The sequence below is a fragment of the Variovorax sp. PAMC26660 genome (genome assembly GCF_014302995.1).
Taxonomy (GTDB): Bacteria; Pseudomonadota; Gammaproteobacteria; order Burkholderiales; family Burkholderiaceae_C; genus Variovorax.
The window spans coordinates 6717887-6731145 of the sequence record NZ_CP060295.1 but is presented as its reverse complement, the minus strand read 5'-3'; the positions used below and the strand labels follow the sequence as shown (position 1 = coordinate 6731145).

The window sequence follows — 13259 nt, the reverse complement described above, 5'->3', positions numbered from 1 at the left end:
AAGGGAACATAAAAATGAACAAGCAAATGTTTGCAAAAATGGCTGCGCTGCTCACTCTTGGTGTGTTGTATGGCAGCGCAGCGAGCGGTCAAAATCTGAACGCACCCGCTGCGCCAATCGCCAGCACCGCATCATTGAATGGCGCACGATTGGCATTGGCCGTACCAGAATCGCCCAGCTTTTTGGCTCGCACACCGCCAGATTGGAAGGACACCGCGGTTGGCGCGGTCGGAGGCATGGTCGGCGGCGCAATTGGTGGCGTAGCGCGTGCATCGTCTCAAGCCAGCGATGGTGATCGCATGGTCAAAGAGTTCGCCATTGCCGATCCGGCTCTGCCGATCGGCCAAGGGCTCGCCACGCGGCTGCGCACGACCTATCGCATGACCGAGGTGCCGGCCACACCCGCGCCGGTCACACAAACTGTCGACGCCGTGATCGCATCGGCACCGACGACCGACATGATCCTCGATGTGCGAAGCCAGGTTTTCGGCTTGAACTACACGCCGAAGGAACCAACGAATTTTTTTGTCATGAGCATCAGTTGGGCTCGACTGATCGACGCGCGCTCGCACGCTGTGCTCGCGGAGGCTCGCTGCATTCCGGTCAAGTCACCACCGATGCAGAAGTTCGATCAGCTCGTTGCGAACAATGGAGAAGGCATCAAAGCGGGCTTAGCAGCTTATGTGGATCCTTGCGTCGAGCAACTGGCTGAGAAGATGAAGTTATGACCTCAGCTGGTGCGCTCAATCTTGGCGTGAGTCCTGATTTGACCCGCGGAAAGCGCACGATCGTGCCCAAGACTGCCGGGGGCGTCAGAGTGGCCTTCAATCTCAACGCGACCTACTGATTCAAGAAAAATGAAAACCAAACTGGGAGGCGCCCTTTGGCTATCTGTGCAACTTCTGATCTCTGTGACGCTGCTGAGCGGGTGCATCTTTGCGGGCTATCGAACGCCAACAGCAGACGAGCCTCATGCGGAACTCAGGATCGATACAAAGGATCGTCTTCGCATCCTCCTGCTCAACGAAAAAGGATGCATGACTCACTCTCAAGGGCTTGCCGAGGGGCCATCTTTTCTGGGTATGGTGTCGTCGCGCTCCGACCCATCGGTGTCGCATCTCCTGCGCACAGACCAAGATGTCATCCTGGAATACGCAGCACCGTCGTTTGGCAAGATTTGTCGCATCACTTTTTCATTTCGTCCGGAGAACGGCGAGCGCTATCGGTTCGTCGGCGGCCGTTTCATCGACCCCAAGGGTGACACGTTCTTCGGCAAGGAAGTGTCGGCGGAGAAGTGCGGTTTAGCCGTCATGAAAGAAGAGGGCGCCGGCGGGCAGCAGACCTCCGTGCCTATCCAGCGACTTGCCGCCGACTTGGCGTCCCCCATCTGCACCAGATTTATCACGCCTGAGGAGGCGCTTAAAAAGCGTCCTCCTGCAGTTCCTCAGTTCTGATTCACGCGCACTCGTCGCGAGTTGCTGGCTTGTTGGAGACTCAATCATGCCAAAGGGCATACCGAATCCACCGTCCATGCGCGGCATTTGGCGCATGGAAGACCGCTGGGAAGTCTCGATCATTCGACAGGGCCAACGCCACCGCCGAGTGTTCTTGTTCAGCACGCACAGTGGAGTTCGCGCTTCGCTGAAGGTTGCCAAGCAATGGCGCGACGAGGTTGAGGCCAAGAAGCCGTTGACGCCCCGCTATGTACAGGCATCCAAGCCGCGCGTCGATTCGCCCAGCGGCATCGCCGGCGTGACCTGCATTCGTTGGGCTCCAGATGGTGCCCCCTCCGTTTGGCGAGCCCAGACACGTGTTGACGGTCGAAACTTGAACAGATCGTTCAGTATCGGGCGCTACGGAGAGCGTGCTCAGGACTTGGCCATCGAAGCTCGTGAAAAGCAACTTGAGCAAATGAAGCAGTGGCTGCTATCACGGAATGCGTGAGCAACGACCTCAGTGAGGCATTTCGCGGCTCACTGGCCCAGATCGGTGAGCTTGGGTAGATGATTCAGTGAGGCTGATGAGGATCATTCGTCGGTCGTCGGTCGTCGGTCGTCGGTTGGTGGACGACTGTTGTGGCCCCCGCTCCTCGCTTATGCTGTCCGACCACGCTCCGTGGAACAGAAAGCTGGCTGTTGATGCGACCACGCATACGGCTGGCAAGGACTTCCATCTTCATATCCTGACGCGCATCGACATGTTTGCCTTTCAATCAATACGAACGTGCCGCGTCTCGGCCTTGTGGTTCTTGGTTCTCGAGGCCTTAATCTGCTGGAGCTTGTCGTTCGGCGTCCAGGCGCAAGATGCCAAGTTCTTCAAGATCGAGCGAATCTATCTGAAGCAGGCATTTGTGGAGCAGCCCAGATCGCCCTATGTGTTTCTCGAAACAGAGTTGCCCGATGTCAACATCATGATCGATACCTCGACCCAGGACATCGGCAAGGACCTGATCGAAGTTTCCGTGCTCGCGAAGATTTCAGTGATCAATGCCAAAGGCGTTGTCTTCACACTGAGTGCAACCCAGGCGGGCGTGTTTGAGATCAAGGGCCTTTCGCCGGCGGAGATGGAAATACAGAAGAAGGTCACGCTACCGCAGTTGCTCTACCCGTACCTACGCGCGAACGTGACTGACCTTGTAATGAAGGCTAGCTTTCCACCGGTGATCCTTGCCGAGATTGATTTTCGACAGTTGAAGAGGCCGAAAGAGGATGCTCGGAAGTAGCTCGACTTTTCGACGAACTTCTGCCGCATTGCAGACTGCCATCGCGCTGATCTCCAACCATCCCTAGAACGCATCTGGACTCAGAGCGTGTAGCGGCCATCGGCTAGGAGCAGCCGGTCGCAAATGACAGCTATCAAGAGAGATATATACAACGCACCAGAGCTGGGTGGGGGCTGGGCCGCGCAGCCGACCTCGGTGATGCCTTGGGTGAAGCTGGCCTTGTACCCCGCATAGTCATCGCAGACCAGCTTGCCCTTCCATGGCTCATTGCCCCGTTGCAGGAACGCTCGAGCATGCTCGCCGGCACGGCTGTCCGCGAAGTCGTAGAAGCGCGCGGCCCGCTGGACATCGGTGAGCACCTCGAGCGATTCATCCAGACCTGTCTGCGCGAGGGGGCCTATGGCCGCGTCTCGGCCAATAGCAAGGAGCGCACAACATGGTTGGCTGCGTTCCTGAGCTATTACAACGCCTGGAGAGGCCGCATTCGGCCTTGGGCTACAGACCTCCAGTTTCCCGACTTGGCGGGAATAACCTATTGCATCTCGACAATCAGTTTGTCGTCCGATGCGCGATGCGCGTCGGTCGCAGTGCCCGTCAAGTCCGCGGTTTGTTAGGTCACCCTCAGACCCAAAACGCCAAAAGCGTGAAGAACCGCACGTTGCCGCCTGTTGGTAAGAAATTTCTGACATTTATCGTTTCACGATGTTACGATTAATACAAAACTACAAAGGTGGAGCGCGTGGCAGTAATAGATCTGGTGAAGTGGGATGGCACCCCAAACATCGTTGCATGGAAATATCCGAGCACCGAGCTCTCCACTTGGACGCAGCTCATCGTCAGTGAGTCTCAAGAAGCATTTCTTGTGCGTGGGGGCGTCTATGACGGCCCGTTCGGTGCAGGCAGACACACGCTCAGCACTGAAAACCTACCCCTCCTGCGCTCGCTGATCGGCATACCTTTCGGGGGTAAATCACCGTTCAGCGCAGAAGTTTGGTACGTCAATCGCGTCACCAACCTGGACGTGAAGTGGGGCACGGCCGATGCAATTCCGCTTCAAGATCCCAAGTACGGCATCATGATTCCGGTGCGCGCTTTCGGGCAGTACGGCATTCGGATTGTGGATTCGAAGCGCTTTCTTCTCAAACTCGTGGGCACGCTGCCGGGGTTTGACGTCGACACGCTTTCCAGCTACCTCAAAGGCGTCCTGATCACGCGGATCAAGACCGAAATCGCGACTTGCATCGCTCGCGCAGGCATTTCGATTCTGGAGGTCGCTACGCAGCTTGATACGCTGTCGGCGTCTCTCAAGGCCGCACTTATCCCTGAGCTTGCCGAATATGGCGTGGCGCTTGCTCAGTTCAATATCCACTCTATCAACGTCCCGGAAAACGACGAGGCGGTGATCACGCTGCGCAAGGCGCTCGCCAAGCGCGCCGAGATGGGAATTATTGGTTTCACATACCAGCAAGAACGCAGCTTCAATGTGATGGAGACCGCCGCAGGTAATGAAGGTACTGCCGGCGGTGTCATGGGCGCCGGTTTGGGATTGGGAATGGGCATTGGCATGGGCCCGAGCATCGGCAGCAACTTTGCCCAGGCTGCAGCCGACATCCGGCCATACGCAGCGCCGCCGCCCCCAGCATCTGCCCCGGAGGCGGTTCCTCACGCCCCGCCGCCACCGCCTGTTGCCGCCCCAGCCAGCGTGGGGCCGTCGGAACGGATCCGACTCCTGAAGGAGTTGGCGGAATTGAAGCAATCCGGCGTTTTGACAGACGCGGAGTTCGATAGCGAAAAAGCTCGAATCCTCGCGAGCTGAAGGATCCCCCATGTCAATGAAAATGAAGTTCGGCTTGGCCGGGTCCGTCGTTGCGCTCGCCGCAATTGCCATCCTGGTTGTACTGCTGCCATCGGGCGTCTGGAGCGCCCCGGTTATTGCAGCTACCGCATTGGTAGCAGTTTTGCTGGGTGGATTTTTCTACTTGCCCGCGCCTCTGGCACCCTCGTCCAGGTCGGAGGAATCGCGCCTTGCGCTGATTGGACCGAGCGGCGCCGTGATATCGCTGGCTTTGCTCGGCGCGCTCGCCGCGTTTGCGGTGGGTCTGGCGGGGTACAACGCGCTTTCCTGGTCGCTGACAATCTTGACGTCGGCAGGCCTCATCGTGAGCGCATTGGTTCTCCATGCTTCGTCTGGCGTGATAGATCAAGCAGTGGCTTCCCAGCCCGACAACAGCGACCGAATGGAGTGGCAAGGCCTCCTGAATGAGGCGGCATCGCGCAATGCGGGCCGCCCACACACGGAGCGGTGTGCACGTCTGATCGAATCGCTTCGATATACCGCATCGAGCATCAAGAACCAGACGGTTGCCGAAGACGCGGCGATCCGAGCCAAGCTGGTTCAGTTGCTCGGATTCTCCCCATCGGAAAGCGACGCCGCTTTTATACAAGCAATGGACGAGATCGAAGCGCTCGTCATGCGCCGTCAACAACAACTCGTGGCATCACGCTCCAAAGCGTGAGCCGATACAGCACCTCATGGATAACAACACGCTCAAACTGATTTGCAGCGGCTGCGGCTCTTCTCTGGAATACTCGGCCGGCAATCGCGCGCTCAAGTGCATGTATTGCGATGCGATCACCGAGATCGAGCAGGCTCCGAACGATGATGGAAGACCATCCAATGCGGAGCTTGTGGTCCCGCTGGGTGTTACAAGGGCCGCGCTCGAGGATGTCGTCTACGCGCATCTTGCGCAGGGAGACCTGACACCAGATAACCTGCTAGAGCACGCAGTGTTCAGCAAGGTCGAACAGTTCTATGTGCCCGCCTTCATCTACCGCGGAACGTACGAAGCCGATTGGACCGCAAGCTTCGGTTTTGACCGGCAGGAGCAGTACACGGTTTACGAAAAGGACTCACAAGGAAGATCGCGCCCCGTCACCAAGACGAAGACCGTCACTGACTGGCGGCCTGTCAACGGCGCCGACCGGGGTGACTTCACAGCCATCGCCTACGCTGGAGAGCGGCTGTCCTCAGCCGGATTGGACCTTCCACGGATCTTCGTGGAACGCCCGGCAGTGGACGAGCTCAAGCCATTTGATACGTCATACGTGACAGGCTTCGAAGCCGAAGCGTTCACCGTCAATGCGCAGGAGGCATACACCGCGCGCGGGTCCGATCTCGTCGATGCACAGATCGATGCGGGAGTGAGGCAGCATGCGCAGGGCGATCGTCAGAAGGACTGGCGCTGGAAGGCCACGACGTCCAAGACCGACGCCAGTGTTTTTCTGCCCATTTGTCATGTCGTATATGACTACGAGGGCCGTACCTACAACGTGTGGACCGATGGTACGACAGGCGAAAAGCTGGTTGCTGATCCCGCGCCGGTCGACCACGAGCGAAAGAAGGCGATCCGCTGGGGCTATGCGCCGCTGGTCGTGTCACTCCTTGCGGCCGGTGGCGGTTATGCGTACGCGGAAGCGCATCGAATCGCCTTCAGCCCAGGGCTGGCCGCCGGCGCCGTGGTCGCTGCATTCGTATTCGCCGCCTGGCGCAAGCATTCGATCTTGTCGTACTCAAAAGGCATCCGGCAGGCACTTTTGAGCCAGCGACAGCTGAAGAGCGTGGATTCGCTGCAGCTCGGTTCTGCCGAGCGCCAGGCGCTGCTCGAGAGCGGTACCAGGCCGAGCCGTCCATTTCTTTCACTGACGTCCAAGGATGCAATGCTCATCCCTGCGGTCTCGTCGATCGCCGCCGCAATCTTCCTGGTACCCCTGATACCCGCGAGTTTCAAGGGTTCGCCGAATCCGAGCTATGCGAGCGCATCTACGCCCTCCAGGCCCCAAGCACCTGCGGCACCCCCGCCGGTTCAAGTCCCCCCGCAGCAGCGCGCGCAGAGCGTCGAGACTTCCGTTTCTGCCGCACCTGTTGCACCCGTCGCGGTAGCTGCGGTGGCGGCGGTCCCTGTCGTCGCACAGGTGCCAGCAGCCCCGGTGGCAGCGACACCAACGATCCAGTTTGACCCGCAGTTGATGCAAATGCTGATCGCCGCAAGCAAGCACCAATGGGACGTCGTCGATTCGGCGACTGCTGCGCCGCTGGCGCTGCGCAACGTGAATCGGGATCGTTCGGCCGGACGCGCCGCGAATGCCGAAGGTAAAAGCGCTTTGCAGCGCGGAGAGAACCAGGCCGCGATCGAGGCGTTCACGCGCGGCGTCAAAGCCGATGCAGTTGATCCTGAGATCGTGAATAACCTTGCCTTCGCCTACCAGGAGAGCGGAGCACATGCCGAGGCGATCGACGCCTTGAACGAGACTTTGCTCCTCGCGCCGCGTCGTGTGGCTGCGTGGGCGAACTTGTCCGCGTCGCTTGCAGAAACAGGCGACCGTGCGGCATCGGCGGCCGCGCTTTCGTTAGCGCTGCACTATTCGGGCAGTCGCCAGAAGACGCTCACGTTTCTGGGCGAACAGGCGCAGAACGGGCGCTCCGATGCAGCCCGCGCAGTCGCCAGCGCCGTCCTTTCCGCGGCAGATGAGATTCCGACGCTGGGCGATAACGTAACGACGGCTCGCGCGGACGTTCCGGCGCGTGCCATGTCGCCGCGACCGGCACGCACAGACGCACCTCCTTCGCAGATCAAAGCTGAAGAGGCCTACGCGAAGCAGATGAATCGGCAACTTGAACAACAACTCAGAGAACTGAGCCAGAAATGATGACCACGCGTTTCCGACTTTCATCCGTTGCAGTTTTTACTGCTCTCCTATTTGCGGCGTCTGGCTGCGCAAACAACCAGGGCAGAACTGTCACTGGCTCGAACGCAACGGACCAAGCTGCTCTGGGCGCGGGCATCGGCGCACTGGCTGGCTTCGCTGCCTGTAGGGCTGTCGGCGGTAAGGGCTCCTCGTGCGCAACTGCTGCGGTGGCGGTGGGCGCCGTCGGAGGTTTTATTGGCTGGCGCAACGGTAAACAGAAGGACTTGGCAGAAGCCCAGGCATTTGATGACGCGATGCGCGCCAACCACATGGCGGTCGTTACAGATATTGCTCCGATCCAGCGTGCCAACGACCAGGGTCGCCCGGAAGCTGTGAACGCGTGGAAAGGAACCACTGTGGGGTTGCCGTCCAATTTGTTGGCGCGCCGAAGCCCGGACGTGCAACGCAGTGTTGAACTGGCCGGCAAACTTGCCTCGTCGCGCACGGATCCTTCCCGCGTGCTGGTCAGCGTGCCCAATGGGGACCGCGACGCAGTGCAGGGCTGGTTGCGTACGGGCTTCAGCCAAGGAACCGCACGCGGCCCGCGGCCTGAAGTCCAAGTTCTGGACGCCTCGGCAGGCTCGGTGCCGTTCGTGCGTGTCGAGCCAGCCAACCAGGTTCAATTTGGGATGAGCGCAGAAAAGTCGAACCAAGGATAGCAACCTGCGGCAAACATCGCGCGTTGGCTAAATGCGATAGCGATCAACTGGTCGACTCATGTGTCGGGGAGGCTGAGGCCCCCGCCCAGTCCGGCAGATATGAGACCTTGCTATGAAGACGACGATTTCGCGATCCTACTTGCCGCCGGTGCTGACACTTCCAGCACCGGCGCCCTGACATCGGCGGTCGACTCGGGCTCGTGGCGGACATCGAAGTCCCGGTCGAACGGCTGGTTCCATGGGCCGTTGCTTCTGGCTTGCCAGGCGGACTGGTGGCCAATTGCTGATGACCATCGAGTTCAACACGTATTTAGCCATGATTGCGGCAGCGTTCGCTGCCCGTGAACTGGATGGCGCTGGCGATGCTCAGGCCGTCGGCGCTGAAGCCCAGCGCGGTGTCCCGCATCGCTTGTCCAGTGGCACCGTGGCCGACTGTAGCCTGTCGTCTCCTCGGCGCTTCGGGCCCATAGGGTCCTGCGAACTTATCCGAAGCTGGCTCTCACTCTATGGGGTGGCGAGCTCGACGCTGGGCGCCTGTATATTTCCCAGCTTGCGACGCTCAAAGCGGGAACCTGCCCATGACTTCTACGAATCTCGACGGCCAGGTTGCCGTTGTCACTGGCGCCACAGGAGGCATCGGCCTTGCAGTGGCGAGAGAACTTCACTCTCTCGGAGTGAAACTTGTTCTGACAGCGCGCTCCGAGGTCCAACTGTTGCGCCTGCAACATGAGTTGGGCGCATCGTTCATCGCGGCGGACATCACCGAGCCCGACCTCCCAAGTCGATTGCTCGAGTTGGCACTGTCGACTCACGGGCGTTGTGACATCGTGTTGAATAACGCGGGAGTGATCGAGGTCGGCGCGATCGATGCCATCGACATCGACAAAGTTTGCGGCATGGCGCGTGTCAATGTCGAATCCACTTTCCGAGTCGCCTATACCTTCGTGCGTCATTTTCTGGCGCAGCATGGTGGGCATCTGATTAATATCTCAAGCGTTCTCGGCACCAAGGTGCGTCCTACGGCGGGGGCCTATGCAGGAACCAAGTTCGCAATCGAGGCGCTTTCGGAGGCGCTCCGTATGGAATTGGCGGGCACAGCCGTGGCTGTCACCTGCATCGAGCCTGGTTTGGTCATGACGGGGCTGCATCGGGACTGGCAAGTCCATCCCAGTGAAGGCATGAACATCCAACGCCCCTTGCAACCCGAGGATGTCGCACGATGCGTGAGCTTTGCACTTACCCAGCCCAGCCACGTCAGAATTCCCAAGCTCATGGTGCTGCCGGGCGAGCACCAGATATGAACCCCGCTACGTGCAGTACGTTTCGGATTTTCTGCGCGGCCGGTTGTCGTGCCGTATAGGAGATCGATGAGTTCAGCGGGCCGGCCGCACGCCCATCGCCGTCAAGACTTCCGATCCGATGAACGACAAGCCCGCCAGCCGGTTGCCCCATACCGCGTGCCGGGTCGCTCCGCCGAAGCGAGGTGCGACCAGCCCGGCGTCCTGCACGTAGATCGGGTCAGTGCAGAACGCGATGCCGATGAAGACTCCTGCCGCTTATAGCGTGTGGGCTGCTCAAGATCACCTACGACCTCACGCTTTGGCGCCCCATGCGACGGGATCGGCTGGATGGGGGGAGTAGCTGCACAAAGCCCTCCTGATCTGGAGTGCTTCAGTAGGCTAGAAGCACCTATGTGCGAGTGCCTTCTACGCCGGATGGCGAACGATCACAATGATCGGCATGAGACGCCTGTCGAATGATTCTTCAGGCGGCCGTTGCGGACTGACGGTGGTTCTAGACCAGCCCGCAACGTGCAGAACTCTCACAACGCAGAACTTGCTCTTCTTGGGTGGACCATTCAAGCCTGCTAAGCATCTGTAGCGAAGGACGCTGCACTCTTGCCGGCGTTAATCTGGGCCTGAAGCCATCCGACAACGCGGCCTTTTGCGCCGGCGATCCATGTCTCGCCTGTTTCGGGATTCTTGTATGTCGTGCCGGTTTCGACCTCGCGCGGCGGACGCGGTGCAACGCCCGAACGCCTGGCCTTTGTCGTGTCGTATGGCGCCAATGCATTGATGCCCTCGGAGATTGAGAATCCTCCGGCTTGGAGCTTCTTCGCATATGCGTCGGCGAGAACCTTGATCTCTTCACCACGCTTTGCTTGGAGCGCTGCCTCAAGCACTGCACGTTCAGCATCCATGTCTTTGATCCGCTTCTGGATCTCGGCATAACTCATATTTTTTGCTTCTGGCATCGGCTGTTTTCTCTTGGTAGGTAGGTGACTGATTTTTGAAAGGGCATCATCGTCGCCGAATTTTCCGGCGAGTCGGCCTTCCGCTTGTTGGCACTCAGGATGTCCCAGCTCAAAAAGCCGATGGCCACGACCTGCAGGACAGGCCACAGCCCGGTTGATGGGGCCTCGCTCTCTGTAGGAGGGGGCGGTCCATACGAGTGAGGATCGACCGCTGATCGTCGGCAGAAAAAGCCACGTTATTTCAACCGAACCTCGACGTGCACGAATCCTGTGCCGTCGGGTGCATCTACCACGTCAAGGTACGGCTGGGCGCGTACCAACTCGCTCAGCTTCTTGAAGCCATAGTTTCTCGGATCGAACGATGTGTGCGTCTTGCTTACGAGTCCGCCAACAGTCGACAGTCTGGACCCTCCGCTGTCCCTGATCGTCTCTGGGATGGCGTGGGTCAGCAACTCCCTAAGATCTTGCTGTGCGGTCAGATGCACGGTTGCCTGACCACCTGGGATGTCGTGAGAAGCGTAGAAGCCGACATCCTTCGAGGCCAGATCCTTGATCACTTCTGCAGCATGCATATCCATCATTCTCTTGCCAACCCAGATCTGGAAAATTGGATATTAGTTCTCCGAGTGGCACATGGAAAGGGCAGGCACATCTGGTCGATGTGGGTGATGTGCGCTTTCAGGGGATGAGGCATCAGTAGTTCGGCGAGATGGGGAATGTAAGTAGGGTGCACGGGCGCACGATTCCTCGGCGTGCTAGTTGCTTGACTCGTTACGGCGATAGTCGGCAACAAGTACCGGCGCCAGTTCAGGGAACAGCAACTCCAGCAGCGCGTCGTACGCGCCTGGCCTCGCTGTGGTGGATCACCGTGTGTCTCAACGTCGTGCTCGCTGTCCGCGATGGCAGGACGCTTCGGGCGGCCGGATACGACACGTCGAAGATGGGTGCGTTCTGGATCGTGCCTGTCTATCTGTACAAGCGAGCCAAGGCGCTCAAACAGAATCAGGCACCGTTGATCATCTGGTGTGTTTGTTGGCTGGGGATGATTCTGGTGGTAGCTGAGTAACTTCAGAGAGTGTTCTCGAAGCCGCGACCTCCCGCCGCTGGAAGTACTTCCGCAGAACCGCATTCCCTGTCAACAAGCTCTGATAGTCAAGCTCCTCGCTCTCACCGTTCGCGGTGGGGGTGCAGAGCGGTCTCTTTTTTTCTTCACTCGACCTTGGGGAGCGCGACTCTGATATTGAGGGCGTAGCAAGAGGCTGTGTATCACCTCGGCTTTGGCCGGCCGCAGCCTGGTATCTGACGAACCAGAAGCAAGGTGTCAGCGCCTTGGGGTTGCTACCGCCAGTGCCGGAAGCTGCCTGCGCCGAGCAGGATACGCAGCTGCCTCCGGCAGGCGTGGCACGCGCAGGTATAGCGCCGAGTAGCTTTGCCGACGCGCATACTGCGCCAGCGCGCAAGCCAGCCATGTCTTTCCCAGGCCCGTAGCGCCAGAGAAGCAACTGGTCTCGCCGCGTTCGATCCGCGACGACGACAGCGTCAGGCTCATCAACGCTGAGCGATCGATGCCACGGATGAACACGATTCGCCTGCGCTTCGCGTAGATGCTGCAACAACAACCGATGGGTACGCCGCTGTAGACGCGCGAGCGCGGCGGCGTTCGCAAGGTGACTTCGAGGAAAGGCCGCCCCTCAGGCCGAGTCGCGCATGACCAGCTCGAAAGGTCGCTCAAAGCCGCGGCCTGGTTGGTCCGCGTCGAGGCCGTCCAATCGCGCAATCAGCAACTCGGCTGCAAAGCGGCCCATCTCGTGTTCGAAGCGGCGCACCGTGGTCAACGCAGGATGCAGCAGTTGCGCAGAGGGAATGTCGTCGAAGCCGGCCACCGCGACATCGTCGGGAATGCGTCGGCCTGCCGCGCGCAACGCTGCCATGGCTCCGATCGCCAGCAGATCGTTGGCCGCGAACACGGCGCTGCAATGGAAGTGCTCGGCCAACTCGGCTTCCATGGCACGCAAGCCCGCCACTTGTGTGAAGTCGTCGGCGGTAATGAGACTGGCTGAAAGCCCCGCCTTCTGCATCGCGGCATGAAAGCCACGCTGGCGTTCCGCGCCCGGGCCTCTCGGGCAGGAGAGCATGGCGATGCGTTGGTGCCCTTTGTCGATCAGAGCCTGTGTCATGGCCTGCGCCGCCGCTGCGTTGTCGATATAGACCTGGTCGATGTCGCCGGACGGCCGGTACTCGCTGACCATCTGGACCACGGCAATGCGGCCGTGCAGCGCCTGCGCCAGATCGGCGTCGTCGAAGTGAAAGAACAGCGCCATCACGCCGTCCACATGCCCCTGCGACAGCCACTGCAACGCCCGGCGCTCGCGCTCGAGCGTGCCGTCGGTGTCGAAGATCATCGTGTCGTACCCTGCCGCGTCGGCAGCGGACTGGAAACCCCGCACAAGGGCGGGAAAGGTCGGGTTCGTGATGTCCGGGATGATGCACGCCAGCGTGTGCGTTCGCGCGGACTGGAGGTTGCGGGCCATGCGGTTGGGCACATAGCCCAGCCGCTGTGCGGTCTGCAATATCAGTTCACGCGCTTCCGCCGACACCGTGGACGGCTCCACGCGGTTGAGCACCAGGGACACGGCGGTCTGCGACAAGCCCGTGGCGAGGGCGATGTCACGCTGCGTGGGGCGTCGCTGGCCCCTCGCAGGCGCCCTGGCCTTGCTGCCGGATGCCACCGAGGGGCCGGCCCCGATGGGAGCGGGTTTGCCGGCCGTGGGATTTTTCATGCTTGACTGTCACCAATAATACGTATTATTTCTCACCCCCTGTCTGGTTCCAAGAGGTATTAGTCCGGATGATGCCCCGAAAAACGAAGGATTCCGCC

Annotated in this window: 12 protein-coding genes and 3 pseudogenes; 10 read left to right on the top strand and 5 right to left on the bottom strand. The window is 59.9% G+C overall.

Features of this window, described 5'->3' with window-relative positions; all coding sequences use genetic code 11:
• Positions 1-14 precede the first annotated feature (14 nt).
• The 4 genes from H7F35_RS31590 (at position 15) to H7F35_RS31575 (ending at position 2722) form a co-directional block, all read left to right on the top strand.
• Positions 15-728, top strand: coding sequence for a hypothetical protein (locus tag H7F35_RS31590; protein ID WP_187110430.1), 714 nt, complete (start codon positions 15-17; stop codon positions 726-728).
• Between the two features lie 129 nt (positions 729-857).
• Entirely contained in the window at positions 858-1454 is a 597-nt protein-coding gene (locus H7F35_RS31585) for a hypothetical protein (protein ID WP_187110429.1), read from the top strand.
• Positions 1455-1500: 46 nt separating this feature from the next.
• Entirely contained in the window at positions 1501-1944 is a 444-nt protein-coding gene (locus tag H7F35_RS31580) for an AP2 domain-containing protein (protein ID WP_187110428.1), read from the top strand.
• A gap of 151 nt (positions 1945-2095) precedes the next feature.
• Positions 2096-2722, top strand: coding sequence for a protein-export chaperone SecB (locus H7F35_RS31575; RefSeq protein ID WP_187110427.1), 627 nt, complete (start codon positions 2096-2098; stop codon positions 2720-2722).
• 176 nt (positions 2723-2898) lie between these two features.
• Here the strand turns inward: H7F35_RS31575 and H7F35_RS31570 are convergent.
• Positions 2899-3048 (bottom strand): annotated as a pseudogene (locus H7F35_RS31570) (transposase); the annotation flags it as partial.
• Positions 3049-3084: 36 nt separating this feature from the next.
• Between H7F35_RS31570 and H7F35_RS31565 the strand changes: the two are divergent.
• The 6 genes and pseudogenes from H7F35_RS31565 to H7F35_RS31540 all read left to right on the top strand — a co-directional run.
• Positions 3085-3272: pseudogene (locus tag H7F35_RS31565) on the top strand (integrase core domain-containing protein); the annotation flags it as partial.
• A gap of 189 nt (positions 3273-3461) precedes the next feature.
• A complete protein-coding gene (locus tag H7F35_RS31560; protein WP_187110426.1) occupies positions 3462-4538 on the top strand; it encodes an SPFH domain-containing protein in 1077 nt (358 codons plus the stop codon).
• Between the two features lie 16 nt (positions 4539-4554).
• A complete protein-coding gene (locus H7F35_RS31555) occupies positions 4555-5238 on the top strand; it encodes a hypothetical protein (protein ID WP_187110425.1) in 684 nt (227 codons plus the stop codon).
• 16 nt (positions 5239-5254) lie between these two features.
• A complete protein-coding gene (locus H7F35_RS31550) occupies positions 5255-7429 on the top strand; it encodes a tetratricopeptide repeat protein (protein WP_187110424.1) in 2175 nt (724 codons plus the stop codon).
• Positions 7426-8127 (top strand): hypothetical protein, encoded by a 702-nt coding sequence (locus H7F35_RS31545; protein WP_187110423.1) that lies wholly within the window; start codon positions 7426-7428, stop codon positions 8125-8127. The genes H7F35_RS31550 and H7F35_RS31545 overlap by 4 nt, the downstream gene beginning before the upstream one ends.
• 578 nt (positions 8128-8705) lie before the next feature.
• The gene (locus H7F35_RS31540) at positions 8706-9428 is read left to right on the top strand and encodes an SDR family oxidoreductase (RefSeq protein ID WP_187110422.1); all 723 of its coding nucleotides are present in this window, start codon (positions 8706-8708) and stop codon (positions 9426-9428) included.
• Positions 9429-9994: 566 nt separating this feature from the next.
• Here the strand turns inward: H7F35_RS31540 and H7F35_RS31535 are convergent.
• The 4 genes and pseudogenes from H7F35_RS31535 to H7F35_RS31520 all read right to left on the bottom strand — a co-directional run bounded on the left by H7F35_RS31535 (position 9995) and on the right by H7F35_RS31520 (position 13161).
• Positions 9995-10381: an H-NS family nucleoid-associated regulatory protein gene (locus H7F35_RS31535; RefSeq protein ID WP_187110421.1), complete on the bottom strand. Its 387-nt coding sequence runs from the start codon at positions 10379-10381 to the stop codon at positions 9995-9997.
• A 236-nt stretch (positions 10382-10617) separates the two neighbouring features.
• Complete coding sequence (locus tag H7F35_RS31530) at positions 10618-10962, bottom strand: OST-HTH/LOTUS domain-containing protein (protein ID WP_187110420.1); 345 nt, start codon at positions 10960-10962, stop codon at positions 10618-10620.
• Positions 10963-11768: 806 nt separating this feature from the next.
• Positions 11769-11930: pseudogene (locus H7F35_RS31525) on the bottom strand (ATP-binding protein); the annotation flags it as partial.
• A 142-nt stretch (positions 11931-12072) separates the two neighbouring features.
• The gene (locus tag H7F35_RS31520) at positions 12073-13161 is read right to left on the bottom strand and encodes a LacI family DNA-binding transcriptional regulator (RefSeq protein WP_187110419.1); all 1089 of its coding nucleotides are present in this window, start codon (positions 13159-13161) and stop codon (positions 12073-12075) included.
• Positions 13162-13259 lie beyond the last annotated feature (98 nt).